This is a genomic window from Burkholderia sp. AU44665, assembly GCF_030504405.1.
Lineage (GTDB): Bacteria > Pseudomonadota > Gammaproteobacteria > Burkholderiales > Burkholderiaceae > Burkholderia > Burkholderia semiarida.
The window spans coordinates 74393-100267 of the sequence record NZ_JAUJRI010000002.1 but is presented as its reverse complement, the minus strand read 5'-3'; the positions used below and the strand labels follow the sequence as shown (position 1 = coordinate 100267).

Annotated in this window: 21 protein-coding genes; 17 read left to right on the top strand and 4 right to left on the bottom strand. The window is 67.6% G+C overall.

The window, feature by feature from the left end:
* Window positions 1–211: 211 nt before the first annotated feature.
* The gene (gene pdxY, locus QZM15_RS05425; protein WP_060313304.1) at window positions 212–1072 is read right to left on the bottom strand and encodes a pyridoxal kinase PdxY; all 861 of its coding nucleotides are present in this window, start codon (window positions 1070–1072) and stop codon (window positions 212–214) included.
* Between the two features lie 184 nt (window positions 1073–1256).
* On the opposite strand from pdxY, the gene QZM15_RS05420 reads away from it, so the two are divergent.
* Complete coding sequence (locus tag QZM15_RS05420; RefSeq protein WP_059638318.1) at window positions 1257–2318, top strand: alpha/beta fold hydrolase; 1062 nt, start codon at window positions 1257–1259, stop codon at window positions 2316–2318.
* A 36-nt stretch (window positions 2319–2354) separates the two neighbouring features.
* Here QZM15_RS05420 and QZM15_RS05415 read toward each other — a convergent pair whose 3' ends face one another.
* Window positions 2355–3353 (bottom strand): LLM class flavin-dependent oxidoreductase, encoded by a 999-nt coding sequence (locus QZM15_RS05415; protein WP_302106018.1) that lies wholly within the window; start codon window positions 3351–3353, stop codon window positions 2355–2357.
* 638 nt (window positions 3354–3991) lie between these two features.
* Between QZM15_RS05415 and hpnI the strand changes: the two genes are divergently transcribed.
* The 16 genes from hpnI to QZM15_RS05335 all read left to right on the top strand — a co-directional run bounded on the left by hpnI (window position 3992) and on the right by QZM15_RS05335 (window position 22344).
* A complete protein-coding gene (gene hpnI / locus QZM15_RS05410; protein WP_104012343.1) occupies window positions 3992–5167 on the top strand; it encodes a bacteriohopanetetrol glucosamine biosynthesis glycosyltransferase HpnI in 1176 nt (391 codons plus the stop codon).
* A gap of 134 nt (window positions 5168–5301) precedes the next feature.
* A complete protein-coding gene (hpnJ, locus tag QZM15_RS05405) occupies window positions 5302–6744 on the top strand; it encodes a hopanoid biosynthesis associated radical SAM protein HpnJ (protein WP_306532324.1) in 1443 nt (480 codons plus the stop codon).
* Window positions 6745–6747: 3 nt separating this feature from the next.
* Window positions 6748–7632, top strand: a complete 885-nt coding sequence (hpnK, locus tag QZM15_RS05400; protein WP_060965776.1) for a hopanoid biosynthesis-associated protein HpnK — start codon at window positions 6748–6750, stop codon at window positions 7630–7632.
* The gene (locus QZM15_RS05395; protein WP_104012342.1) at window positions 7629–8678 is read left to right on the top strand and encodes a lysylphosphatidylglycerol synthase domain-containing protein; all 1050 of its coding nucleotides are present in this window, start codon (window positions 7629–7631) and stop codon (window positions 8676–8678) included. The genes hpnK and QZM15_RS05395 overlap by 4 nt, the downstream gene beginning before the upstream one ends.
* 88 nt (window positions 8679–8766) lie before the next feature.
* On the top strand, window positions 8767–9321 hold the full coding sequence (locus QZM15_RS05390) for a hypothetical protein (RefSeq protein ID WP_006488732.1): 555 nt from the start codon (window positions 8767–8769) through the stop codon (window positions 9319–9321).
* A gap of 363 nt (window positions 9322–9684) precedes the next feature.
* Window positions 9685–10374, top strand: coding sequence for an ABC transporter permease (locus QZM15_RS05385; protein WP_011544981.1), 690 nt, complete (start codon window positions 9685–9687; stop codon window positions 10372–10374).
* Window positions 10371–11084 (top strand): ABC transporter permease, encoded by a 714-nt coding sequence (locus QZM15_RS05380; protein WP_059573964.1) that lies wholly within the window; start codon window positions 10371–10373, stop codon window positions 11082–11084. The genes QZM15_RS05385 and QZM15_RS05380 overlap by 4 nt, the downstream gene beginning before the upstream one ends.
* Window positions 11085–11104: 20 nt before the next feature.
* On the top strand, window positions 11105–11905 hold the full coding sequence (locus QZM15_RS05375) for an ABC transporter ATP-binding protein (protein ID WP_006488736.1): 801 nt from the start codon (window positions 11105–11107) through the stop codon (window positions 11903–11905).
* Between the two features lie 21 nt (window positions 11906–11926).
* Window positions 11927–12967, top strand: coding sequence for a GlxA family transcriptional regulator (locus tag QZM15_RS05370; RefSeq protein WP_059573963.1), 1041 nt, complete (start codon window positions 11927–11929; stop codon window positions 12965–12967).
* Between the two features lie 991 nt (window positions 12968–13958).
* Window positions 13959–15191, top strand: coding sequence for an aspartate aminotransferase family protein (locus tag QZM15_RS05365; protein WP_059573962.1), 1233 nt, complete (start codon window positions 13959–13961; stop codon window positions 15189–15191).
* 30 nt (window positions 15192–15221) lie between these two features.
* The gene (gene aruF / locus QZM15_RS05360; protein WP_099316221.1) at window positions 15222–16289 is read left to right on the top strand and encodes an arginine/ornithine succinyltransferase subunit alpha; all 1068 of its coding nucleotides are present in this window, start codon (window positions 15222–15224) and stop codon (window positions 16287–16289) included.
* A complete protein-coding gene (astA, locus tag QZM15_RS05355; protein WP_059573960.1) occupies window positions 16286–17317 on the top strand; it encodes an arginine N-succinyltransferase in 1032 nt (343 codons plus the stop codon). Before aruF ends, astA begins: the two co-directional genes overlap by 4 nt.
* 7 nt (window positions 17318–17324) lie before the next feature.
* The gene (gene astD / locus QZM15_RS05350) at window positions 17325–18788 is read left to right on the top strand and encodes a succinylglutamate-semialdehyde dehydrogenase (protein WP_059573959.1); all 1464 of its coding nucleotides are present in this window, start codon (window positions 17325–17327) and stop codon (window positions 18786–18788) included.
* Window positions 18789–18802: 14 nt separating this feature from the next.
* Window positions 18803–20143, top strand: coding sequence for an N-succinylarginine dihydrolase (gene astB / locus QZM15_RS05345; protein WP_060965782.1), 1341 nt, complete (start codon window positions 18803–18805; stop codon window positions 20141–20143).
* Window positions 20144–20150: 7 nt separating this feature from the next.
* Window positions 20151–21194, top strand: coding sequence for a succinylglutamate desuccinylase (astE, locus tag QZM15_RS05340; protein WP_302106177.1), 1044 nt, complete (start codon window positions 20151–20153; stop codon window positions 21192–21194).
* 355 nt (window positions 21195–21549) lie between these two features.
* Window positions 21550–22344: an ABC transporter substrate-binding protein gene (locus QZM15_RS05335; protein ID WP_059644035.1), complete on the top strand. Its 795-nt coding sequence runs from the start codon at window positions 21550–21552 to the stop codon at window positions 22342–22344.
* 89 nt (window positions 22345–22433) lie between these two features.
* Here the strand turns inward: QZM15_RS05335 and QZM15_RS05330 are convergent, their stop codons facing one another.
* Window positions 22434–23945, bottom strand: a complete 1512-nt coding sequence (locus QZM15_RS05330) for an HDOD domain-containing protein (RefSeq protein ID WP_059573955.1) — start codon at window positions 23943–23945, stop codon at window positions 22434–22436.
* A gap of 27 nt (window positions 23946–23972) precedes the next feature.
* Window positions 23973–25715, bottom strand: a complete 1743-nt coding sequence (cdpA, locus tag QZM15_RS05325) for a cyclic di-GMP phosphodiesterase CdpA (protein WP_196485201.1) — start codon at window positions 25713–25715, stop codon at window positions 23973–23975.
* Window positions 25716–25875: the final 160 nt, after the last annotated feature.

Here is a 25875-nt window from a genome sequence, read left to right as displayed (position 1 = left end):
TGCGGGAAAGGCGCGCACCGAATCGCAGGATGCGGCTGCGTCGGTGCGTGCCGCCGCGAGCATAGCGAGGAATCGGTGTCATTCATGTGAAGTCCGGAAACGTTTGCATGGACGGCGAACCGGTATCGGGATGCGCATCGAAGGCGGTCGTGGTGTAACGGGGAAAGCAGGAAAGCAGCGCGGCGGAGCAGCGCAACGCGGTGCCGGCGCGTCAGGCGTCGGTCACCCACGCGCCGAACCATTCGCTCGGGCGGGCGATCTCGTCCTGCGCGGCGACGAGTTCGAGTTCGTAACGGCGTGCGTCGTAGGTGGCCTTCACGACCGCATGCACGGCCGCGAGCGTGTGTTCGAACGCGGCGCGCACGGAGTCGCCGCGCAGCCGGCACGCGACGAAGATCGCGCTGGTGAGGTCGCCGACGCCGACCGGGTGGCGCGGAAACGCATACAGCGGCCGCTGGCCGATCCACGCTTCGGTTTCGGTGACGGCGAGCATGTTGAAACGGTCGGCCGGGCTGTTGCGGTCGTGCAGGTGCTTGACGAGGATGATCTGCGGGCCGCGGCGGATCAGCGCGCGGCAGGCGTCGACGGCTTCGGCGACGGTCTCGATGCGCCGCCCGGCGAGCTTCTGCAGTTCGGTATGGTTCGGCGACATGCCGTCGGCGAGCGCGGGCACTTCCTGGACGATGAATTCCTCGACGCCGGGCTCGGGCCGGATGCCGCCCGTCTGGCCCATCGCCGGATCGCAGAAGTACCACGCGTTCGGATTCATCGCCTTCACCGAGCGCACGATCTCGACCGCCGCGCGCGCCTGCGGCGGCGAGCCGAGGAAGCCGGACAGCACCGCGTCGCAACGCTTGAGCGCGCCGATGGCGGCGATGCCGTCGACGAGCTGTTCCATCTTCGCGGCATCGATCGCGCTGCCGGCCCAGTGGCCGTACTGCATGTGATTCGACAACTGGACGGTGTTGAGCGGCCAGACGTTGACGCCGAGGCGCTGCATCGGGAACACGGCCGCACTGTTGCCGGCATGGCCGTAGATGACGTGCGACTGAATGCTGAGGACGTTTTTCATGGGAATTCGCCTGCACGCGTTTCAGGGTCACGTCACACGATACCCGAGTTCGTCATACGCGCGGAAGTCGCGCGGCTCCGGAGTGTTGCGCGCCGTCGTCACGCGAGCGCGTAGAATCGCGGGGCGCGAGCCCGTCCCGCCGCACTCCGGCGGCCCGCGCGCGTCCCCCATCACGGTGATCGCCATGCTTTCGATTTGCAAGATGTTGTCCGTCGCGCGCGCCGCGGTGCTCGGCGCGAGCGCCGCCGCCGCGTGCGCGCTGCCCGTTGCGGGCGTTGCCGCGACGCCCGCCGCCAACGACGGGCCCGCGTACGGCCCGCGGCTGGAAGGGTTTGCGTATCCGGCGCCCGTGCACGCGTACGCGTTCGTGTCGCAGCGGGAAACCCTCGAGATGGCGTACCTCGACGTGCAGCCCGCGCACCCGAACGGCCGCACCGTCGTGCTGCTGCACGGCAAGAACTTCTGCGCGGCGACCTGGGAAGACACGATCGACGTGCTGAGCCGCGCCGGCTATCGCGTGATCGCGCCGGACCAGATCGGCTTCTGCAAGTCGTCGAAGCCCGAGCGCTACCAGTACAGCTTCCAGCAACTCGCGCGCAACACGCACGCGCTGCTCGAATCGCTCGGCGTGAAGTCGGCGACGATGATCGGCCATTCGACGGGCGGGATGCTCGCCATCCGCTATGCGCTGATGTATCCGAAGGCGACCGACCAGCTCGTGCTCGTGAACCCGATCGGCCTCGAGGACTGGAAGGCGCTCGGCGTGCCGCCGCTGTCGGTCGACTACTGGTATGCACGCGAGCAGAAGACCACGGCCGACGGCATCCGCCGCTACGAGCAGGCGACCTACTATGCGGGCAAGTGGTCGCCGTCGTACGAGCGCTGGGTGCAGATGCTCGCCGGGATGTATCGCGGCGCCGGCCGCGACGCGGTCGCGTGGAACTCCGCGCTGATCTACGACATGATCCTCACGCAGCCGGTGGTCTACGAATTCGGCGCGATCCGCGTGCCGACGCTGTTGATGATCGGCGACAAGGACACGACCGCGATCGGCAAGGACGCCGCGCCGCCCGACGTGCATGCGAAGCTCGGCCGCTATCCGGAGCTCGCGAAGCGCACGCAGGCCGCGATTCCCGGCGCGCAGCTCGTCGAATTCCCGGCGCTCGGGCACGCGCCGCAGATCCAGGACCCCGACGCGTTCCACAAGGCGCTGCTCGACGGGCTGGAGGCCGTGCGCCCGCAGTGACGCGGAGCAGGCCGCCGGCCGCGCGCCGTCGGGCTGTCAGCCTGCCTCGTTCGCGAGCTCGTCGCGGATCTGCGCGGCCAGTTCGAACGAGCGCAGCCGCGCGGCGTGATCGTAGATCTGCGCGGTGATGATCAGCTCGTCGGCGCCCGTCTGCGCGATGCGCTCGCGCAGCTTGTCGCGCACCGTGTCGCGCGAGCCGACCGCCGCGAACGACAGCGAATGCGCGACGGTCGCGAGTTCGAGTTCGTTCGCCTCGAGCACGTCGACGGGCGGCGGCAGCTTGCCCGGCGTGCCGCGCCGCAGGTTGATGAACTGCTGCTGCAGCGACGTGAACAGGCGCCGTGCGTCGTCGTCGGTCTCGGCCGCAAACACGTTGACGCCCACCATCGCATGCGGCTTCGGCCACGCGGCCGACGGCCGGTACTGCGCGCGATAGATATCGAGCGCGCGCATCAGGTAATCCGGCGCGAAGTGCGACGCGAACGCGAACGGCAGCCCGAGCATCGCCGCGAGCTGCGCGCTGAACAGGCTCGAACCGAGCAGCCACACCGGGACGTCGAGCCCCGCGCCGGGCACCGCCCGCACGCGCTGGCCGGGCACCGGCTCCGCGAAGTAGCGCTGCAGCTCCGCGACGTCGTCCGGAAACGAATCCGCGCTGCCGATCAGGTCGCGGCGCAGCGCGCGCGACGTGGTCTGGTCGGTGCCGGGCGCGCGGCCGAGGCCGAGGTCGATGCGCCCCGGATACAGCGACGCGAGCGTGCCGAACTGTTCGGCGATCACGAGCGGCGCATGGTTCGGCAGCATGATGCCGCCCGAGCCGACCCGGATCGTGCGCGTGGCGCCCGCGACGTGGCCGATCACGACGGCGGTGGCCGCGCTCGCGATGCCCGGCATGTTGTGATGCTCGGCCAGCCAGTAGCGCCGGTAGCCCCAGCGTTCCGCGTGCTGCGCGAGATCGACGGTGTTGCGGAACGCTTGCGAGGCGTCGGCGCCGGCCGGGATGGGGGCGAGATCGAGTACGGAAAACGGTGTCATCGGAAGACCTTCGAAACGGGTGGCGTGGTGATGCGCTGACGCAACAAACGCCAACGATTTTGCCAAAGGGTTCCGGAACGTGCTGGCGGCGCGCGCATACCCATGCGCCTTACAGGGACGCAGGGTTCCTTGCGATGATCGTTGCAAAAATCAATCTAATCGCTGGTTAATTACCAAACTTTACGGCGATTGGAAATGAAACCGCATCGACATACAAATTTGCACGAAATGTCTGATTTTAAAGACTGCAATACGCCTGCAAAGTACTTACGCTAACGTGAACGTGGCCGGGCCGATCGGGTTCGTCGACCGCTCAGCTTTGCTGGAATTGCACTAGTCCGTTTCCCGGAACGCCGAGCGCCGGGGGGCGCGGACTGTTAAAATCCGGCGCCTGCCCATCTTGTGCCGATGGAGCCATTCGAGTCTTCCCGCATGCCGCCCGGGCGCTGCACGGGGGATACGCCACGCGAAGCCGGGCATGGCCGCACCCGAACGACGGGTCGTGCCTCCCCCATTACAGACGCTGCAGGAACAAGGAGTCGGGTCGTGCCCGCGTTCGTCGTAGTCGGAATACCGCATCACGTTCAATCACGCTCGAGCGTTTGCCATGGCGCCCAGGTCGCCGGGAGGCGTCGCGCATGACGCCGATCGTCACGCTGCTCGACTGGCTCCTGATCGCGTTCACGCTCGCCGCGGCCGGCTATGCGCTCGTCGCGGCCTTCGCGCCGCGGCCGCGCACGCCGCGCACGGCGGTGCGCGACGGCTTCGAGCCGGTCAGCGTGCTGAAGCCGTTGTGCGGCGCGGAGCCGCACCTGTACGACAACCTCGCGACCTTCTGCACGCAGCGCCACCCTTGCTACGAGGTGCTGTTCGGCGTCGCATCGCCGGCCGATCCGGCCATCGCCGTCGTCGAGCGGCTGCGCGCCGCTCATCCGGCGTGCGACATCACGCTCGTGGTCGACGCGCGCGTGCACGGCAAGAACCTGAAGGTCAGCAACCTGATCAATCTCGCCGAGCGCGCGAAATACGGACGCATCGTGATCGCGGACAGCGACATCGCGGTGCAGCCCGACTATCTGGAGCGCGTGACGGCGCCGCTCGCCGACACGTCGGTCGGGGTCGTCACGTGCCTGTATCATGCGCGCAGCGTCGGCGGCTTCTGGACGCGGATCGGCGCGCAGTTCGTCGACGCCTGGTTCGCGCCGTCGGTGCGCATCACGCACCTCGGCCGCTCGAGCCGCTTCGGCTTCGGCGCGACGCTCGCGCTCACGCGCGACACGCTCGAGCGGATCGGCGGCCTCTTCGCACTGAAGGACGAACTGGCAGACGATTTTTGGCTGGCCGAGCTGCCGCGTCGGCTCGGGCGGCGCACCGTGCTGTCCGAGGTCGAGGTCGCGACCGACGTGATCGAACCGTCGTTCGGGCCGCTGTGGCGCCGCGAGACGCGCTGGCTGCGTACGATCCGTTCGCTGAACCCGGCCGGCTTCGCGTTCCTGTTCATCACGTTTACCGCGCCGTGGCTCGCGATCGGCGCGGCGCTCGCGTGGCGCCTCGACGGCACCTTCGCCGGCACGCTGGCGGGCGGGGCGGCCGCGCTCGGCGCATTCGGGCGGCTCGTGCTGCACGCGCGCGGTGAGGACGGCTGGCGCGCGTTCTGGCGCGACCTGCCGCTCGTCGCGGTGCGCGACACGCTGCTCGCGCTCGAGTGGCTGGCGGCCGTGTTCGGCACCCATGTCGTGTGGCGCGGCGCGAGGATGACGGTCGTCGGCGGCGAACGCGCGACGGCGGCCGTGGAAGCAGTGGACGGCCGCTAGGGCTGGCGATCGGACCCGGCCCGCGGGCCGACACGCGTCGCACGGCGTAGCCGCGCGGCGCGACATGACGAAGAGGCGGGCGCCGGCATGGCGGCCCGCGGTTTTTTGACTGAATCGTTGTAACGAAACGAACTATGCAGGCTACCGGAGCATTCATGAAAACGCTGTTCTTGCAGGCCCCTTCGTATGACGGCTTCGACGGCGGAGCCGGCTCGCGCTATCAGGCGAAGCGCGAAATCCGTTCCTTCTGGTATCCGACCTGGCTCGCGCAGCCGGCCGCGCTCGTGCCGGGCAGCCGCGTCGTCGACGCGCCGGCCGACGGCCTGTCGGTCGAGGAAACGCTGAAGATCGCCAACGACTACGACCTCGTGATCATCCACACGAGCACGCCGTCGTTCCCGACCGACGCGATGTTCGCGCAGGATCTGAAGAAGATGAAGCCGTCGATGCTGGTCGGCATGGTGGGCGCGAAGGTGATGGTCGATCCGCACAACTCGCTCACGGCGAGCGACGCCATCGACTTCGTGTGCCGCGAGGAATTCGACTACACCTGCAAGGAGCTCGCCGAAGGCAAGCCGTTCGCCGAGATCAAGGGCTTGAGCTGGCGCGCGAAGGACGGCTCGATCGAGCACAACGAAGCGCGTCCGATCCTCGAGAACATGGACGAACTGCCGTTCGTCGCGCCCGTCTACAAGCGCGACCTGAAGATCGACAACTACTTCATCGGCTACCTGAACTATCCGTACGTGTCGATCTACACGGGCCGCGGCTGCAAGTCGCGCTGCACGTTCTGCCTGTGGCCGCAGACGGTCAGCGGGCATCGCTACCGCACGCGCTCGGTCGAGAACGTGCTCGCGGAAGCGAAGTGGATCCGCGACAACATGCCGGAAGTGAAGGAGCTGATGTTCGATGACGACACCTTCACCGACGATCTGCCGCGCGCCGAAGCCATCGCGATCGGCCTGGGCAAGCTCGGCATGACCTGGTCGTGCAACGCGAAGGCCAACGTGCCGTACAAGTCGCTGAAGATCATGAAGGAAAACGGCTTGCGCCTGCTGCTGGTCGGCTTCGAATCGGGCGACGACCAGATCCTCGTGAACATCAAGAAGGGTGTGCGCACCGATTTCGCGCGCCGCTTCAGCGCGGACTGCAAGAAGCTCGGCATCAAGATCCACGGCACCTTCATCCTCGGGCTGCCGGGCGAGACGAAGGAAACCATCAAGAAGACGATCGAGTACGCGAAGGAAATCAACCCGCACACGATCCAGGTGTCGCTCGCCGCACCGTATCCGGGCACGACGCTGTACAAGCAGGCCGTCGAAAACGGCTGGATGGAAGAGAACAAGACGATCAACCTCGTCAGCAAGGAGGGCGTGCAGCTCGCGGCGATCGGCTATGCGCACCTGTCGCGCGACGAGATCTATCACCACCTCGAACAGTTCTATCGCGAGTTCTACTTCCGTCCGTCGAAGATCTGGGAAATCGTGCGCGAGATGCTGACGAGCTGGGACATGATGAAGCGGCGCCTGCGCGAAGGCGTCGAGTTCTTCCGCTTCCTGCGCGCGCACGAGGCCTGATCCGTGGCGACGCAGCGGGCGGCGCGGGCGCTGATCTTCACCGCGGACGACTTCGGGCTGCACCCGCGCGTCAACGCGGCGGTCGAGCGCGCGCACCGCGACGGCGTGCTGAACGCCGCGAGCCTGATGGTCGGCGCACCCGCCGCGCAGGATGCGATCGAGCGCGCGCGGCGGCTGCCGTCGCTCGCGGTCGGGCTGCATCTGGTGCTCGCGGACGGCCCGGCCACGCTGCCCGCGCATGAGATTCCCGCGCTCGTCGGGCCCGACGGGCGCTTCGGCGACGCGATGGCGAAGGACGGTTGTCGCTTCTTCTTCCTGCCGCACGTGCGCGCGCAACTGCGCCGGGAAATCCGTGCGCAGTTCGACGCGTTCGCGGCGAGCGGCTTGCCGCTCGACCACGTGAACGCGCACAAGCATTTCCACCTGCATCCGACCGTGCTGTCGATGATCGTCGAGATCGGCCGCGACTACGGGCTGCGTGCGGTACGGCTGCCGTACGAAACGAGCGCGCCCGCGCTGCTGAAGCCGTGGATCGCGCTGGTGCGCGCGCGGCTCGACCGCGCGGGGCTCGCGCACAACGACTACGTGGTCGGCATCGAGCATACGGGCGCGATGGACGAGGCCGTGCTGCTCGACGCGCTCGCGAAGCTGCCGCCGGGCGTCGGCGAGATCTACTGCCATCCGGCCGAAGCGGGCGATGGCCCGATCACGCCGACGATGGCCGGCTATCGCCCGGTCGACGAACTCGATGCGCTGCTGTCGCCGCGCGTCGCGGCCGCGCTGAAGGCGGCGGGCGTCGCGACCGGCGGCTTCGCCGACGTGTTCGGCGGGCCTGCGGCACGACGTGGCGCGCACGCGTCGCGCGCAGCGGGAGCGCAGCCGTCATGAGCAAGTGGATCAAGTGGCTCGGCTGGCCGATCGGCATCGGCATCCTGCTCGCGCTGGGGCTGCACGAGGGCGTCGATGACGTATCGCAGATGCTCGCGCGCGCCGGCTACGCGCTGCTGTGGCTCGTGCCGTTCCACGCGCTGCCGCTGTTGCTCGATGCGTACGCATGGCACCAACTGCTCGACCGGCGCGGCTCGCTGCCGTTCCTGTGGTGGATCGCGACCGTGCGCGAGGCGGTGAACCGGCTGCTGCCGGTGGTCGGCATCGGCGGCGAGATCGTCGGCATCCGGCTCGCGCGCTGGCAGGTGCCCGACGCGAGCCGTGTGACCGCGTCGGTGATCGTCGAAGTGCTCGTGACGATCGTCGTCCAGTATGCGTTCGCGGCGCTCGGCCTCGTGCTGCTGCTCGCGACGACCGACAACATGGGCGGCGGCACGATCGGCCTCGCGCTGCTGCTGACGCTGCCGTTGCCGGTGCTCGGCGTGGTGCTGATGCGGCGCGGCGGCATCTTCCATGCGATCGAGCGTTTCGCGGGCCGCCTGCTCGGCGATTCGCACCGGCTGCTGCAGGGCGTCGACGGCCGCCGGCTCGACGCCGACATCGATTCGCTGATGTCGCGCACGGGCCTGCTGTTCAGCGCGTTCTTCTGGCAACTGGCCGGCTACGTGCTCGGCGCGCTCGAGATCTACTGGGCGCTCGCGCTGCTCGGCCACCCGGTGTCGATCGGCGGCGCGATCGCGATCGAGGCGATGACGCAGGCCGTGCGGCATGCGGCGTTCATGGTGCCGGGCGGGCTCGGCGTGCAGGAGGCGACCGTCGTGCTGCTCGCGCAGATGTTCGGCGTCGACCGCGAGACCGCGCTGTCGCTCGCGGTGGTCAAGCGCGGCCGCGAGGTGCTGTTCGGCTGCCTCGCGCTCGGCTCGTGGCAGCTTGCCGAGCTGGTGCGCACGCGCCGCCGCCTGGGCGCGCCGCCGGCCGGGCCGCGCGCGACGGCGCCGGCGAATCGGGCGCCCGAAACCCGGACCGAAACCGAAACGACGCATTGAACAGCGGACGGCCCGCGCGGCCCGTCTCGCGCTTTTGGCGTCGCGCGGGTATCCTTGCCGCGTGTTTTCTCCACGCGCCATTCTTCCGATGATTTTCCGTTTCCGGCTGCTTTCCGTGACGATGCTGGCCGCCGCGCTGGCGCTGACCGGTTGCGACGACCAGGGCCATCTCGACGTGCAACGTATCAGGGATTTCTTCAACGCGATCAAGCCCGCGCCGCTGCTGCTGAAGGGGCTGAAGGTCGGCGAATCGACCGAGGCCGACGTGCGCGGCACGATGGGCAAGCCCGAGACCGAGCGCACGTTCACCGACGGCTCGAAGCGTCTCGAATATCCGCGCGGCCCGATGGGCAACCAGACCTGGTTCGTCGATCTCGATGCGAACGGGCGCTACACGGGCGCGACGCAGGTCCTGACCGCCGAGAATTTCGCGAAAGTGCGCCCGGGGATGGACGAGGACGAGGTGCGACGCCTGCTCGGCAAGCCGGGCGACATCGCGCAGTATCCGCTGAAGCCGGAGACGGTCTGGAGTTGGCGCTGGCTCGAGGACGGCGTCAACACCGACGCGTTCTTCAACGTCCATTTCGGCCCGGACGGGCTCGTCTACACGACTTCGCGCTCCGACATCCTGAAAGGGCGGTGACGCTCACGCGCGGCGCTTCTTCAGCCAGTCGCGCAGCGCGTCGCGGGCATGAGCAAGCGATTGTGTGGTGTACGTCCCGACCTGCCCATTCGGCCCGATGGCCAGTCCGGCGCTATATCGAAAAAGCGACCGGAAAATTGCAAAAAAACCGCTTCCCGGCATGTCATCCGACTGTCAGGGAGCGGTTTTTTTCCTTTTGAAACAGCGGCGTAGGTCGTGTGCAGAAATGGTGGGACGAATTGTTGCGACGCAGCAATCGCGCGCATGGTGATTTGTGGCAAATAATTTCGCTTGCGACTATCCGCGTCACTCCGGCGCGGGACAGGCATGCGCGTCGGCATTCATTCAACTCTGGAGACGCGCGTGTTCCTTTACGGCTTTGGTCCCGTCCTCTGGGCCGGCACCGTGCAGACCATCGAGCTGTCGGTGCTGTCGCTCGCCACCGCGGTGGCGCTGGGGCTGATCGGCGCGGTGGCGAAGCTGTCGCACAACCGGGTGCTGCGAGCGATCGCGACCGGTTATACGACGCTGATCCGCTCGGTGCCCGATCTTGTGCTGATGCTGCTGCTGTTCTACAGCATCCAGATCTGGCTGAACCAGTTCACCGACCTCGTCGGCTGGAACCAGATCGACATCGATCCGTTCGTGGCCGGCGTGCTGACGCTCGGCTTCATCTACGGCGCGTACTTCACCGAGACGTTTCGCGGCGCATTCCTGTCGGTGCCGCGCGGCCAGCTCGAAGCCGGTTCGGCTTACGGGATGAGCGGCGCGCGCGTGTTCGTGCGGATCATGTTTCCGCAGATGATGCGCTTTGCGCTGCCGGGCATCGGCAACAACTGGCAGGTGCTCGTGAAGGCGACCGCGCTGGTGTCGATCATCGGTCTCGCGGACGTCGTGAAGGCCGCGCAGGACGCCGGCAAGAGCACGTTCAACATGTTCTTCTTCATCCTCGTCGCGGCGCTGATCTACCTTGCGATCACGACCGTTTCCAACCTCGTGCTGATCCAGCTCGAGAAGCGTTATTCCATGGGCGTGCGGCACGCAGAACTATGATCGAGATCCTCCAGGAATTCGGCAAGGCGTTCCTTTTCTGGGACGGCCAGCGCCTGTCCGGCCTCGCGGTCACGCTGTGGCTGCTCGTCGCATCGATTTCGCTCGGCTTCGTGTGCGCGGTGCCGCTCGCGGTCGCGCGCGTGTCGAGGAACAAGTGGGTGTCGACGCCCGTGCGGTTCTACACGTACGTGTTTCGCGGCACGCCGCTCTACGTGCAGTTGCTGCTGATGTACACGGGCATGTACAGCCTCGAGTTCGTGCGCTCGCACTCGCTGCTCGACGCGTTTTTCCGCAGCGGTTTCAACTGCGCGATCCTCGCGTTCGCGCTGAACACCTGCGCGTACACCACCGAGATCTTCGCCGGAGCGATCCGTGCGATTCCGCATGGAGAGGTCGAGGCGGCGCGCGCGTACGGGATGTCGCCGTTCACGATGTACCGCCGCGTGATTCTGCCGTCGGCGCTGCGCCGTGCGCTGCCGCTGTACAGCAACGAGGTGATCCTGATGCTGCACGCGACGACCGTCGCGTTCACGGCGACCGTGCCGGACATCCTGAAGGTCGCGCGCGACGCCAATTCCGCGACCTACATGGCGTTCCAGTCATTCGGGATCGCCGCGCTGATCTATCTTGCGGTATCGTTCGCACTCGTCGCGGCGTTTCGCCGCGCGGAGCGCCACTGGCTCGCGTATCTCGCGGCCGCCCGTCACTGAATTACTTCGAGGAGAGCCAGTTGGCCGAGATCACTCAAACGAGCGCGTCCGCTTCCGTCAAGCTTGCCGCGGTCGATATCCACAAGCGCTACGGCGACAACGAGGTGCTCAAGGGCGTGTCGCTGAACGCGAAGGCCGGCGACGTCATCAGCATCATCGGCGCGAGCGGGTCGGGCAAGAGCACGTTTCTGCGCTGCATCAATTTCCTCGAGCGGCCGAATGCGGGGCAGATCGTCGTCGACGGCGAGGCCGTGCGCACGAAGACCGACCGCGCCGGCGCGCTCGAAGTCGCCGATCACAAGCAGTTGCAGCGCATCCGCACGAAGCTTGCGATGGTGTTCCAGCACTTCAATCTGTGGGCGCACATGAACGTGCTCGAGAACGTGATGGAGGCGCCCGTGCACGTGCTCGGCATTTCGAAGAAGGAAGCCGAGGAGCGTGCGCGCGAGTATCTGGAGAAGGTCGGTTTGCCGCCGCGCGTCGAGAAGCAGTATCCGTCGCATTTGTCGGGCGGCCAGCAGCAGCGCGTGGCGATCGCGCGGGCGCTGGCGATGCATCCTGACGTGATGCTGTTCGACGAGCCGACTTCCGCGCTCGATCCGGAGCTGGTGGGCGAAGTGCTGAAGGTGATGCAGAAGCTGGCCGAGGAAGGCCGCACGATGATCGTCGTCACGCACGAGATGGGATTCGCGCGCAACGTGTCGAACCACGTGATGTTCCTGCATCAGGGGCGTACCGAGGAAGAGGGCGATCCGAAGGAGGTGCTGGTGCGTCCGCAGAGCGAGCGGCTCAAGCAGTTCCTGTCGGGCAGCCTCAAGTAACGCGACAGGGCGGGTTTCAACGTGGTACCGGTGTCTCGTCCCGCAGGCGCCACCCGCACGACGCAGGTGGCGATCGTTGCATTGCCGCCCGTGTCGATGTCGGGCGTGGGGCCGATCGTCGATGCGCTGAATCTCGCGAACGAGATCGACGGGCGGCTTTTGTACCGCTGGCAGGTGTGTTCGTGGGATGGGCGGCCGGTGCCGCTCGCGGGCGGCGCGCAGTGGCATGCCGATGCGGCGTTCAACGATGCGATCGCGTGCGACTGGTTGATCGTCGTGTCGGAGCGGTTTCAGCAGTTTGCCGATTATCGGTTGTTTCTCGCGAGTCTCGCGCGGGTCGGGCAGCGCACGCCCGTTGTGACCGGCATTCATCACGGCGTGTGGTGGCTGGCGATGGCGGGGCAGCTTTCCGGGTATCGCGTGAGCGTGAACTGGGAGACGTATCAGCAGTTCGCCGAGCAGTTCGAGCGGTCGATCGTCACGCAGCAGATCTTCGAGATCGATCGCGATCGGGCGACCTGTGCCGGTGGGCAGGCGACCGTCGATTTCATGCTGGCCATGATTGGCCGCGAACATGGGGCGGACCTCGCGGAGCGGATTGCCGATGCGCTTGGGGCCGGCACGCTGCGCAGCGGTGAGGAACGGCAGCGGATTCCTTTTGTTACCGCGCCCGGTGAGCGACATCCTCGGTTGAATGATGCTTTGCTTTTGATGGAAGCCAATATCGAAGATCCGTTGACGACCGATGAGATCGCCGGGCTCGTCGGCGTTTCACGCCGGCAACTGGAGCGGCTCTTTCGGCAGTATCTCGGGGCGATGCCCTCGAAGTATTACCTCAATCTTCGGCTGCTCAAGGCTCGGACGCAGTTGCAGCGGACCAGCAAGTCGGTCGTTCAGGTTTCTCTCGCTTGTGGGTTCTCTTCTGCCGCGCACTTCTCTAACGCTTACCGCGAAAGGTTCGGGGTCACGCCTCGGGAAGATCGGCGAGCGTGGCTCGAGAAGCAGACTGGCGGCGGCAGTGAACCTCGTGGAGGGGCGCTCGTCGAGCGCGAGAAGGGGTGATGTTCGGGGTGGTGAGCGGTCGTGCGGTTTGCTCTCTCGTGAAGTACCTGTGATCGTGTCGGTCTATTAGCGTCGCCCCTGCGCGGGGCAGCGGTCACTTTTCTTTGTCTTGCCAAAGAAAAGTAACCAAAAGAAAGGCGCCCGAAAACGCATGACCTCCCGGTGCCATGGCACTCAGAGTGGATCGCACAAAAGTGTCCGCGCCAGTCACGAACCCGGAGTGGTTCGAGCAATGGTTCTGACACCACTGGCTACCCCACGGAGCGGTATGCCGCCCGCTGGCTCCGTCCTCGCTTCGCTCGGCCGACAGGTCCATCCCAACCAATTCCGACAACGCGCCCCAACGTGCTTTCGATAAACGGGAATTCGCCGTTCTGCTCGCGAGAAAAATGGGGGCGCAAATACATCGTCTCGCGAAGACACCGATGGTCAAACGATTCGGATACGCAAATGCGAAGAGCAGAAAAAGTGCCTGGCCGTCGACGCCCGATGGAGGAAGCACGAACGCAACCGCCCGCCCTGAAGTACCTTGCAGCCGAGCGCAGCGAGGATGGAGCTAGCGGACGGTATACCACTCCGAGGGGTAGCGAGTGGTGTCAGAACCATTGCTCGAACCACTCCGGGGTCCTGACTGGCGCGGACACTTTTGTGCGATCCACTCTGAGTGCCATGGCACCGGGAGGTCATGCGTTTTCGGGCGCCTTTCTTTTGGTTACTTTTCTTTGGCAAGACAAAGAAAAGTGACCGCTGCCCCGCGGAGGGGCGACGCTAATAGACCGACACGATCACAGGAATTTCACGACCCCGGAAGCGCCCCCAGACAGCGAGAAAAAAGCCGCAAAATACCGACCCACAGCTACCAACCGACCTGCCCGGAAGGGCAAAACCCAAACCTTCCGATAGAACCCGTCGCAATTGCGCAAGACGCTTGCGTCACCCTTACCTAAACTTGATCCTGTTGAACCCTCTTACGAAACCGAAAGGAACGACCATGACGACCTCGACCGTGACCCGCCAGACATTCGACGAAGTGATGGTGCCGGTATTCTCTCCCGCTCCGTTCGTGCCGGACCGTGCAGAGGGCTCGCGCGTATGGGACACGGCTGGCCGTGAATACATCGACTTCGCCTGCGGCATCGCGGTCACGTCACTCGGCCACGGCCACCCGGAACTGCTGAAGGTGCTGGACGAACAAGGCCGCAAGCTCTGGCACATCGGCAACGGCTACACGAACGAACCGGTCCTGCGCCTCGCGAAGCGCCTCGAATCGCTGACCTTCGCCGACCGCGCATTCTTCGCGAACTCGGGCGCGGAAGCGAACGAAGCCGCACTGAAGCTCGCGCGCCGCGTCGCCTTCGACCGCCACGGCGCCGACAAGGTCGAAATCGTGTCGTTCGTGCAGTCGTTCCACGGCCGCACGTTCTTCACGGTCAGCGTCGGCGGCCAGCCGAAATACTCGGAAGGCTTCGGCCCCGTGCCGGAAGGCATCAAGCACCTGCCGTTCAACGACATCGAAGCCGCGAAGGCCGCGATCGGCCCGAAAACCTGCGCGGTGATCGTCGAGCCGGTGCAGGGCGAAGGCGGCGTGATTCCCGCCGATCCGGCGTTCCTCAAGGCACTGCGCGAAGCGTGCGACGCGAACGACGCCCTGCTGATCTTCGACGAAGTGCAAACGGGCGTCGGCCGCACGGGCCAGTTCTACGCCTACATGGACACGGGCGTCACGCCCGACATCCTGACGACCGCGAAAGCGCTCGGCAACGGCTTCCCGATCGGTGCGATGCTGACGACGAACGAACTGGCCGCGCACTTCAAGGTCGGCGTGCACGGCACGACGTACGGCGGCAACCCGCTCGCATCGGCGATCGCCGACAAGGTCGTCGAACTGATCGGCGACCCGGCCCTGCTCGAAGGCGTGCGCGAACGCAGCGTGCGCCTGAAGGGCGCGCTCGAACGCATCAACGCGCGCTTCGGCATCTTCAAGGACATCCGCGGCAAGGGCCTCCTGGTCGGCGCCGAACTCACCGCCGCATTCGACGGCCGCGCGAAGGACTTCGTCACCGCCGCCGCCGAGCAAGGCCTGATCATGCTCATCGCCGGCCCGAACGTGCTGCGCTTCGTGCCGTCGCTCGTGATCCCGTTCGACCTGCTCGACGAAGGCGTGAAGCGCTTCGAGAAGGCAGTCGAGCAGGTGGTCGCGGCCCAGGAAGCCACCGCGCGCTGATCGGCGCCCCCATCGCAGACAGGAACGACGATGCTATTTGTTCGCCCCGGCAAACTCACGGATCTCGATGCGCTCGCGCACATGGCGCGCACCGCGCAGCCGGTCCTGCACTCGCTGCCGCACGACCGCGCGGCGCTCGAAGCGCGTGTGGCGCTCTCGGAAGATTCGTTTCGCGCGGACGTCGACTTCGCCGGCGAGGAGTTCTACCTCTTCGTACTCGAGGATTCGTCGACCGGCAAGCTGCTCGGCACGGCGAGCATCGTGGCCGCGGCCGGCTACTCGGAACCGTTCTACGCGTTCCGCAACGACGCGCTGATCCACGCGTCGCGCGAGCTGCACGTGAACCGCAAGATCCATGCGCTCACGATGTCGCACGAGCTGACCGGCAAGAGCCGGCTCGCGGGCTTCTACGTCGATCCGTCGCTGCGCGGCGACGCGGCCGCGCACCTGATCTCGCGCGCCCGGATGATGTACATCGCCGCGAACCGCCGCCGCTTCACGCCCGAAGTATTCACGCTGCTGCTCGGCGTGAGCGACGGCAACGGCGCATCGCCGTTCTGGGAAGCGGTGGGCCGCAAGTTCTTCGGCCGCGATTTCACCGACGTCGACATCGCATCGGGCGGCCGCAGCCGCACGTTCATCGCCGAAGTGATGCCGGCCTATCCGCTCTACGTGCCGCTGCTGCCGGAAGCCGCACAGCGCGTGCTCGGCGAGCCGAACGAAACGGCGCTGCTCGCATACGACATCCATCTGGAGGAAGGCTTCGAGCCCGACCGCTTCGTCGACATCTTCGACGCGGGCCCGGTATTGACCGCGCAGGTCGATCGCACCGCGTGCGTGAAGCACGGCGCGGAGCGCGTCGTGCGCGAGGCCGCGCATCAGCAGGGCGACGTCGCGTACCTGGTGTCGACGGGCAGCGGCGAATCGTTCCGCTGCGTGCTGGCCGACCTGCCGGGCGAGACCGCCGACGCGCGGGGCGCCGAGGCGCCGCTGGCCGGCGACGTGCGCGCGGCGCTCGACGTGAAGGAAGGCGATGTCGTGCGCTGCGTGCCGCTGCATCGCCGCGACGATGAAGAATCGAAGGGAGACGCAACATGATCGTCGTTCGTGTCGTACAAACGGGCGACGTCGACGCGCTCGTGTCGCTCGCGCAGGAAACCGGGCCGGGCCTGACCACGTTCAAGCCCGACCGCGACGCGCTCGCCGCGCGCATCGAACGCTCGCGCCGCACGCTGGAGGGCAAGGCGGCGCCGGGCGAAGCCGGCTACTTCTTCGTGATGGAAGATTCGAAGACGGGCGACATCGCGGGCGTGTGCGGGATCGAGACGCAGGTCGGCCTCGAGCAGCCGTTCTACAACTACCGCGTGAGCACGGTCGTGCACGCGAGCCAGGAGCTCGGCGTGTGGACGCGGATGTCCGCGCTGAACATCTCGCACGACCTGACGGGCTACGCGGAAGTGTGCTCGCTGTTCCTGAGCCCGCGCTACCGCACGGGCGGCGTCGGCGGCCTGCTGTCGCGCTCGCGCTTCATGTTCATCGCGCAGTTCCGCGACCGCTTTCCGGAGCGCATCTGCGCGGAACTGCGCGGCCACTTCGACGAGGACGGCACGTCGCCGTTCTGGCGTGCGGTCGGTTCGCACTTCTACCAGATCGATTTCAACGCGGCCGATTACCTCAGCTCGCACGGCCGCAAGTCGTTCCTCGCGGAACTGATGCCGCGCTACCCGGTGTACGTCGACCTGCTGCCGCAGGACGCGCAGGACGCGGTCGGCCTCACGCACCGCGACACGCTGCCGGCCCGCAAGATGCTCGAGGCCGAAGGGCTGCGTTACCAGAATCACGTCGACATCTTCGACGCGGGCCCCGTGCTCGAATGCCACGTCAACGACCTGCGCACGGTGCGCGAGAGCGTCGTCGTGCCGGTCGCGATCGGCGCGCCGGACGCAACCGACAACGTACCGAAGTCGCTCGTGTCGAACACGTCGCTCGACGATTTCCGCGTCGGCGTCGCGCCGGGCGTGGTCGCGAACGGCGCGTTCGTGCTGTCGGCCGACGATGCCGCCGCGCTCGACGTGAAGGCCGGCGATCCGGTTCGCGTGCTGCCGCTCAAAGTCAAACAGGGATAAACGAATCATGACGGAACTCTTCATCGACGGCGCCTGGGTCGCAGGCTCGGGCCCCGTCTTCGCTTCGCGCAACCCGGGCACCGACGCGATCGCATGGCAGGGCGAAAGCGCGTCGGCGGCCGACGTCGACCGTGCGGTCGCGAGCGCGCGCCGCGCGTTCGCCGGCTGGTCGGCGCTCGACTTCGACGCGCGCTGCGACATCGTCAAGCGTTTCGCCGCGCTGCTCACCGAGCGCAAGGAAGCGATCGCGACCGCGATCGGCCGCGAAACCGGCAAGCCGCTGTGGGAAGCGCGCACCGAAGTCGCGTCGATGGCCGCGAAGGTCGCCATCTCGATCCAGGCCTACCAGGAACGCACCGGCGAGAAGCGCCAGGACATGGCCGACGGCGTCGCGGTGCTGCGTCATCGCGCGCACGGCGTCGTGGCCGTGTTCGGCCCGTACAACTTCCCCGGCCACTTGCCGAACGGTCATATCGTGCCGGCGCTGATCGCCGGCAACACGGTCGTGTTCAAGCCGTCCGAACTCGCACCGGGCGTCGCGCGCGCGACGGTCGAGGTGTGGCGCGAAGCCGGGCTGCCGGCCGGCGTGCTGAACCTCGTGCAGGGCGAGAAGGACACCGGCATCGCGCTCGCGAACCATCGGCAGATCGACGGGCTGTTCTTCACCGGCAGCTCGGATACCGGCACGCTGCTGCACAGGCAGTTCGGCGGCCGGCCGGAAATCGTGCTCGCGCTCGAGATGGGCGGCAACAACCCGCTCGTGATCGGCGAGGTCGAGGACATCGACGCGGCCGTGCATCACACGATCCAGTCGGCGTTCCTGTCGGCCGGCCAGCGCTGCACGTGCGCGCGCCGCATCTTCGTGCCGCAGGGCGCGTTCGGCGACCGCTTCCTCGCACGCTTCGCCGACGTCACGTCGAAGATCACCGCCGACGTGTTCGATGCCGATCCGCAGCCGTTCATGGGCGCGGTGATCTCGGCACGCGCGGCCGCGAAGCTGGTCGACGCGCAGGCGCGCCTGGTCGAGCAGGGCGCGAAGCCGATCATCGCGATGGCGCAGCGCGATCCGCGCCTCGGCTTCGTGAATGCGGCGATCGTCGACGTGACGGGCGTCGCGAACCTGCCCGACGAAGAGCACTTCGGCCCGCTCGCGCAGATCGTCCGCTACGCGACGTTCGACGAAGCGATCGAGCGCGCGAACGACACGGCGTTCGGCCTGTCCGCCGGGCTGCTCGCCGACGACGCGAAGGCATGGGAGCACTTCCGCCGCACGATCCGCGCCGGCATCGTCAACTGGAACCGCCCGACCAACGGCGCATCGTCGGCCGCACCGTTCGGCGGCACGGGCCGCTCGGGCAACCATCGCCCGAGCGCGTACTACGCGGCCGACTATTGCGCGTACCCGATGGCGTCGGTGGAAAGCACGCAACTGACCTTGCCCGCGAGCCTGTCTCCGGGCCTGCATTTCTGATCGAGGGAGCGACGATGAACGCACAAGAAGCCAATTTCGACGGACTCGTCGGCCCGACCCACAACTACGCCGGGCTGTCGTTCGGCAACGTGGCGTCGCTGAACAACGAGAAGTCGGCCGCGAACCCGAAGGCGGCCGCGAAGCAGGGGCTGCGCAAGATGAAGCAGCTCGCGGATCTCGGCTTCGCGCAAGGCGTGCTGCCGCCGCAGGAGCGGCCGTCGCTGCGCCTGTTGCGCGAGCTCGGCTTCTCGGGCAAGGACGCGGACGTGATCGCGAAGGCCGCGAAGCAGGCGCCCGAACTGCTCGCCGCGGCGAGCTCGGCGTCGGCGATGTGGACCGCGAACGCGGCCACCGTCAGCCCGTCGGCCGACACGAGCGACGGCCGCGTGCACTTCACGCCGGCGAACCTGTGCAGCAAGCTGCATCGCGCGATCGAGCACGAAGCGACGCGCCGCACGCTGTCGACGCTGTTCGCCGACCCCGCGCACTTCGCGGTGCACGAAGCGCTGACGGGCACGCCGGCGCTCGGCGACGAAGGCGCGGCGAACCATACGCGCTTCTGCGCCGAATACGGCAAGCCGGGCGTCGAATTCTTCGTGTACGGACGCGCGGAATACCGTCGCGGGCCGGAGCCGAAGCGTTTCCCGGCCCGCCAGACGTTCGAGGCGAGCCGCGCGGTCGCGCATCGCCACGGGCTCGCGGAGGAAGCGACGGTCTACGCGCAGCAGGATCCGGACGTGATCGACGCGGGCGTGTTCCACAACGACGTGATCTCGGTCGGCAACCGCGACACGCTGTTCACGCACGAACGCGCGTTCGTCAACAAGCAGGCGATCTACGACACGCTGACCGCCGCGCTCGACGCGCGCGGCGCGCGCCTGAACGTGATCGAGGTGCCGGACGCGGCCGTGAGCGTGAACGATGCCGTCACGTCCTACCTGTTCAACAGCCAGTTGCTGTCGCGCGCGGACGGCTCGCAGGTGCTCGTCGTGCCGCAGGAATGCCGTGAGAACGCGAAGGTCGCCGCCTACCTCGACCATCTCGCGGCCGGCAACGGCCCGATCCGCGACGTGCTCGTGTTCGACCTGCGCGAAAGCATGAAGAACGGCGGCGGCCCCGCTTGCCTGCGCCTGCGCGTCGTGCTGAACGAAGCGGAGCGCGCGGCCGTCACGTCGAACGTGTGGATCAACGACACGCTGTTCGCGTCGCTCGACGCGTGGATCGACAAGCACTATCGCGATCGCCTCGCACCGGAAGACCTCGCCGATCCGGCGCTGCTCGACGAATCGCGCACGGCGCTCGACGAGCTCACGCAGATCCTGCGCGTCGGTTCGCTGTATGACTTCCAGCGCTGAGGCACGGATGCCGGCCGCCGCGCTGTTCGACGATTTTCTCGCGTTCACGCTGGCGGGCGGTGCGCCGGCTGAAACGCACGGCGCCTGCGCGGGCGCCGCGGTGCGCTGGCAATGGCTCGGCGACGGGCTGATCGCGTTCGAGCCTGCCGCCGCTGACGCCGCGGCGCGCGCGAGCGTGCTCGTGTCGGCCGGCGTGCACGGCGACGAGACCGCGCCGATCGAACTGCTGTCGATGCTCGTGCGCGATCTCGCGTCGGGCGCGCTGCCGCTCGCGTGCCGGCTGCTCGTCGTGCTCGGCAACGTGCCGGCGATGCGCGCGGGCGAACGCTATCTCGACGACGACCTGAACCGCCTGTTCGGCGGCCGTCACGCGCAGGTGCCCGCGAGCCGCGAAGCGCCGCGCGCCGCGCGGCTCGAAGCGGCGGCATCCGCCTTTTTCGCGGCGGCGCCGGCGAGCAGCGCGCGCTGGCACATCGACATGCATACGGCGATCCGTGCGTCGGTATTCGAGCAGTTCGCGCTGCTGCCGCACACGGGCACGCCGCCCACGCGCGCGATGGTCGAATGGCTCGGCGATGCGCGCATCGCGGCCGTGCTGCTGCACACCGCGAAGGGCAACACGTATTCGCATTTCACGGCCGCGCAGTGCGGTGCGCTCGCGTGCACGCTGGAGCTCGGCAAGGTGCGACCGTTCGGCCAGAACGACCTCGCGCGTTTCGCGCCGGCCGATCGTGCGGTGCGCAAGCTCGTGTCGGGCAAGCGGCGTGAAGACGCGGCCGAGGGCGGCCGTCCGCCGCTGCCGCGCGTGTTCACCGTGATCGACCAGATCACGAAGCAGAGCGACGCGCTCGAGCTGTTCGTCGCGGCCGACGTCGCGAACTTCACCGCATTCGCACGCGGCACCGTGCTCGCACGGGACGGCGACTACCGCTACACGGTGACGCACGACGAGGAACGGATCGTGTTTCCGAACCCGACCGTGAAGCCCGGGCTGCGCGCGGGCCTGCTCGTGATCGACACGACGCGCGAGACGCTGGCCGCACTCGTCTGATCGATGCGCGACCGTGCGGGCCGCGGCGGCGCTCGGCGTGCGCATCGTCCTGCGGCCCCTTCAATTTTTGCGATGACGCCTGCCCGCCGCGCAGAAGGCGCGTGCGTCGCGCTTGCTGATTTGCGACACCGTCTTGCAAGTTCGGCGGGTCGCGTGGCGGCCGCCGGGCACGCGGCGCAGCATCGCGCGCCGACGCCCGCTCCGCCATGCCGGGCCGTGCGGATTGGTACAATCGCGGCCTTGCGGCTGTTGCGCCGCATCACGGCGCGGCGTCGGCATTGCCGGTGTCATCCGACCCTGCAATGATGGATGCGCCCGTCGTTTCGGAACATTCGAGTATCGAGGAGAACACCTGATGAAGTTGGATTGGCGTAAAGTGGCCGCGCATGCGGTGGTGGCGGCATCGGCGGTGGCGGCAGGCAGCGCGCTTGCCGCGGATCTGAAGGAGATCCGGTTCGGCGTCGAGGCCTCGTACGCCCCGTTCGAATACAAGACGCCCGACGGCAAGCTGACCGGCTTCGACATCGACATCGGCAACGCGGTGTGCGCGAAGCTGAAGACGAAGTGCGTGTGGGTCGAGAACGACTTCGACGGCCTGATCCCGGCGCTGCAGGCGCGCAAGTTCGACGCGATCAACTCGGACATGACGATCACCGACCAGCGCAAGCACGCGATCGCGTTCACCGATCCGATCTACACGATTCCGAACCAGCTGATCGCGAAGCAGGGCAGCGGCCTGCTGCCGACCCCGCAAGCGCTGAAGGGCAAGCGCGTCGGCGTGCTGCAGGGCACGATCCAGGAAGCGTACGCGAAGAAGAAGTGGGCGCCGGCCGGCGTTGAAGTCGTGCCGTACCAGACGCAGGATCTGGCCTATGCCGACCTGAAGTCGGGCCGTCTCGACGCGACCTTCCAGGATTCGGAAGCCGGCTCGAAGGGCTTCCTGACGAAGCCGCAAGGCCAGGGCTTCGGGTTCGCGGGCGGCACGGTCAGCGACGCCGAGATCCTCGGCTCGGGCGTCGGCTTCGGCCTGCGCAAGAACGACGCGGCGCTGAAGACCGCGCTCGATCAGGCGCTGAAGGAACTGAAGGCCGACGGTACGATCGACAACCTCGCGAAGAAGTACTTCAGCGTGCCCGTCACGCTCAAGTAAGCGTTTCGTACGCGCGCGATGTAAAAAACCGGCCGCCGATGCGGCCGGTTTGCTTTTCGGCAGCGAAAACGGCAGCGGCGTGCCGGCCGTCAGCCAGGCTGCGCGGCGAAGAACCGCCCCAGCTCGCGTGCGAGCTCGTTGAGCACGGCCATCTCCTGCTGCGAGATCTTGCGCGCGGGCTGCGCGCCGGCCCAGTCGCCGTACAGCAGCGCGACGCTCGTCGCGCCGACGCGTACGGGCAGCAGCACGAATGCGCGCGTGTCGTCGAACGCGTCGAGATACCACGCGGGCAGGCGCTTCACCATCTTCGGCTCCCGCGCCTGCTCGATGAAGATGCCGACCGAGTTCGTGATCGCGAGATGGAACACGTCCGGCTCGAAGCGCTCGTCGAAGCGCAGCCGGTCGAGCGCCGTATCGACGCCGGGGCCGAAGCCCAGGCGCGCGGCGAACGTGCCGTCGTCGTGACGCACGAACATCACGGTGCGCGTGAACGCGAGGCCGGCCAGCAGGCTTTCCGACGCGAGCGCGAGCACCGGCGTCAGCACGTGCTCGGACGGCAGCGCACGCAGGTCGGCAAGACCGGCTTCGAGGCATGCCTCGGGTTCGGCCTGCGCGCGCGCGATCGCATCGGCGTTCGCGCGCAGCTCGACGATCTCGCGCATCACCGTGTCGCTCGCTTCCTCGCGCGCGAGCCGCTCGGCGATTTCGACGATCGCCTCGGATTCCATGTCGAGCTCGGCGCCGTAGTGCTGCGCGAGCGCCGCGATGCGCGCGTCGCGCTGCGCGCTGGCAGGCATGACGAGCGCGCCGGCGACGTCGGTCGAACAGCGGCTCACCGCGCGCAGCCAGCGGATGCGCTCTGCCGGGCCGTCGTCGGCGGCCGGGCCCGCGTGGCGGGCGTCGCCGTCTTCGTCGTCGAATGCGTCGGCGTGCGCCGCGTGGTCGCCGTCGGCCATCCCCGCGCGGATCACGTCGGGCAGCCGCCAGCGCGCGGCTGCCTCGAGACCGATCTCGTCGAAGCCGACGCCGAGCACGTCGGTGCAGGCGGCCGATTCGTCGCCGTTCAGTTCGGCCGCGCGGCGGCGGATGCGGTCCCACTCGCTGTCGAGATAGCAGACCACCAGCAGCTTGCCGACCTGGCGCATCAGCGTGCAGACGACGGCTTCCTCGCCCGCGCGCAGTTCGGCGCGCTCGGTGAGCTTGCGCGCGACGCAGCCGGACAGCAGCGCGCGGTTCAGCTCCAGCTTCGCGTCGATGCGCCGCGGCGTGCTCTGATGGAAATGGTCGACGAGCTTGAGCCCGACCACGAGATGGCCGACGGCATCCATGCCGAGCACCATCAGCGCGCGGGTCACGGTGGTGATGTTGCCGCCGAACGCCATGTACATCGCGGAGTTCGCGAGCCGCAGCACTTTCTGCGTGAGTGCGAAATCCGACAGCACGACGCGCACGAGCGCGGTGAAGTCGAGATCGTCGTTCTTCATCGCGGCCATCGTCGCGCGCAGCGATTCCGACAGCAGCGGGAAATCGCCCCGTTCGTTCATCCGCGCCCACAGCTTGTCGAGCAGCGCGGTGCGGGGCAGGTGTTCGGTGATTGACATACGGATCCGTCCGGTTCGCCGCGCGCGTCAGGCGGCGGCGTGCAGGTGCAGCTGCTGCGCCGCGAAGCGCCGCGCGAGCTCCTCGGACGGCAGCGCCTGGCAGACGAGCCAGCCCTGGATGTGATTGCAGCCCATCTCCGTCAGCAGCTCGCGCTGCGCCTCGGTCTCGACGCCCTCGGCGACGAGCTCGAGATCCAGTGTCTGCGCGAGGCCGACCACCGCCGACACGATCGCGCGGTCGTTGCGCGACGTCAGCAGGTTCTCGACGAAACTGCGGTCGATCTTCAGCTTCGCGAGCGGGAAGCGCTGCAGATAGGCAAGGCTCGAATAGCCGGTGCCGAAATCGTCGATCGCGAAGCGGATGCCGAGATCGGTCAGCTCCTCGAGCAGCATTTTCGCGTGCGCGGGATCGTGCATCAGCAGGCTTTCGGTGATTTCGAGCACGATACGGCGCGGGTCGATGCCGGTCAGCGCGATCGCCTCGCGCACGCTCTGCGTGAAGCGCGGGTCGCGGAACTGCTGCGGCGACACGTTGACCGCCACGTATTGCAGCGCGAGCCCCTGGCCGTCCCAGGCGACGAGCTGCATGCACGCGGCCTTGAGCACCCAGTTGCCGAGGTAGTTGATCAGGCCGATCGATTCGGCGAGCGGGATGAAGGTGGCCGGCGGCACGAGGCCGTGCACCGGATGGCGCCAGCGGATCAGCGCCTCGACGCCGACCACCGCGCCCGACTGGCTGTGGGTGATCGGCTGGAAATGGAGCGAAAACTCGCCGTTGCGCACGCCGTCGTACAGGTCGGCTTCGAGCTTGAGCCGTTCGGCGTCGGCCGGATCGTCGACGGGCGCGTGGAACGCGAGCGCGTTGCCGCCCGAGGCCTTCGCCTGCGCGAGCGCGTGGTCGGCGCGGCGCAGCAGCGGGCTGTGATGCTGCGCCCGATGCGGCGCGGCACGTTCGTCGGGGTAGAGCGCGATGCCGATGCTCGCGGACAGGTGCACGGTCTGCCCCTGGAATACGTACGGCTCGCGCACCGCGGCCTGCAGCCGGCGCGCGAGCGCGTCGGCTGCATGGCTCGCCTGCGTGCGGTCCGGTGCGCCCAGCACGACCGCGAACTTGTCGCTCGCGACGCGCGCGAGCTGCTCGTTCGGCGTGACGAGCGCCTTCAGCCGCTGCGCGGTTTCGCGCAGCAGCGTGTCGCCCGCGTCGTAGCCGAGCGCGCGGTTGATCCGCTGGTAGTCGTCGAGGTCGAGCAGCAGCAGCGCGGCGCAGGTGCCGTCCTCGTCGGCGGTCTGCTGCGCGCGCATCAGCGCCGGCACGAGCGCGGACAGGTTGTCGAGCCCCGTCATCGGGTCATGGTGCATTTCGTACGTCAGGCGTGCCTCGAGCGCGCGCCACGACGACACGTCGAACGCCGCGATCGCGAAGCCGTCGACGCCGTGGTGGCGGCTCTTGAACGCGCGGACCTCGACGTCCAGCGGGTAGGTGAGCGATTTGACGATGCACATCGTCGCCTTCTCGACCTGGCCGGAGCGTGCGGCGCGGGCGAGCAAGCCTTCGAGCGCCGGGGTATCCTGTTCGGCGATCAGGTCGCGCAGCGTCAGCGTATGCAGGTAGTCGCGGTGGTAGCCGATGAAGCGCAGGCTCGCGTCGGACACGTACAGAAAGCGCAGCTCGCGGTCGACATGGGCGAGGAAATCCACCGTGCCGACCGTCTGTTCCAGCCAGTCGCGCACGGAGTCGTCGCGGCGCGGCGCCACGGCGCGCGCGGGCATCAGCGCGCCGCCCGACCGAGCGAAGCGGCGCAGCGTATGCAAGGCGCTGCGCCAGGAGCCCTTGCGTGACGTCTGTTTCCTGTTGGCTTCCATGTTTCTCGCTGACGTGAAGGGCTGGAACCGGTTGTCCGGAAGGAATAACGGCAGACTGTCAGAAATC

Coding starts and splice junctions, on each gene's coding strand:
- pdxY (WP_060313304.1), bottom strand. CDS start 1,072: ATGAAAAACGTCCTCAGCATTCAGTCGCACGTCATCTACGGCCATGCC.
- QZM15_RS05420 (WP_059638318.1), top strand. CDS start 1,257: ATGCTTTCGATTTGCAAGATGTTGTCCGTCGCGCGCGCCGCGGTGCTC.
- QZM15_RS05415 (WP_302106018.1), bottom strand. CDS start 3,353: ATGACACCGTTTTCCGTACTCGATCTCGCCCCCATCCCGGCCGGCGCC.
- hpnI (WP_104012343.1), top strand. CDS start 3,992: ATGACGCCGATCGTCACGCTGCTCGACTGGCTCCTGATCGCGTTCACG.
- hpnJ (WP_306532324.1), top strand. CDS start 5,302: ATGCAGGCTACCGGAGCATTCATGAAAACGCTGTTCTTGCAGGCCCCT.
- QZM15_RS05395 (WP_104012342.1), top strand. CDS start 7,629: ATGAGCAAGTGGATCAAGTGGCTCGGCTGGCCGATCGGCATCGGCATC.
- QZM15_RS05390 (WP_006488732.1), top strand. CDS start 8,767: ATGATTTTCCGTTTCCGGCTGCTTTCCGTGACGATGCTGGCCGCCGCG.
- QZM15_RS05380 (WP_059573964.1), top strand. CDS start 10,371: ATGATCGAGATCCTCCAGGAATTCGGCAAGGCGTTCCTTTTCTGGGAC.
- QZM15_RS05365 (WP_059573962.1), top strand. CDS start 13,959: ATGACGACCTCGACCGTGACCCGCCAGACATTCGACGAAGTGATGGTG.
- aruF (WP_099316221.1), top strand. CDS start 15,222: ATGCTATTTGTTCGCCCCGGCAAACTCACGGATCTCGATGCGCTCGCG.
- astA (WP_059573960.1), top strand. CDS start 16,286: ATGATCGTCGTTCGTGTCGTACAAACGGGCGACGTCGACGCGCTCGTG.
- astD (WP_059573959.1), top strand. CDS start 17,325: ATGACGGAACTCTTCATCGACGGCGCCTGGGTCGCAGGCTCGGGCCCC.
- astB (WP_060965782.1), top strand. CDS start 18,803: ATGAACGCACAAGAAGCCAATTTCGACGGACTCGTCGGCCCGACCCAC.
- astE (WP_302106177.1), top strand. CDS start 20,151: ATGCCGGCCGCCGCGCTGTTCGACGATTTTCTCGCGTTCACGCTGGCG.
- QZM15_RS05335 (WP_059644035.1), top strand. CDS start 21,550: ATGAAGTTGGATTGGCGTAAAGTGGCCGCGCATGCGGTGGTGGCGGCA.
- QZM15_RS05330 (WP_059573955.1), bottom strand. CDS start 23,945: ATGTCAATCACCGAACACCTGCCCCGCACCGCGCTGCTCGACAAGCTG.
- cdpA (WP_196485201.1), bottom strand. CDS start 25,715: ATGCCCGCGCGCGCCGTGGCGCCGCGCCGCGACGACTCCGTGCGCGAC.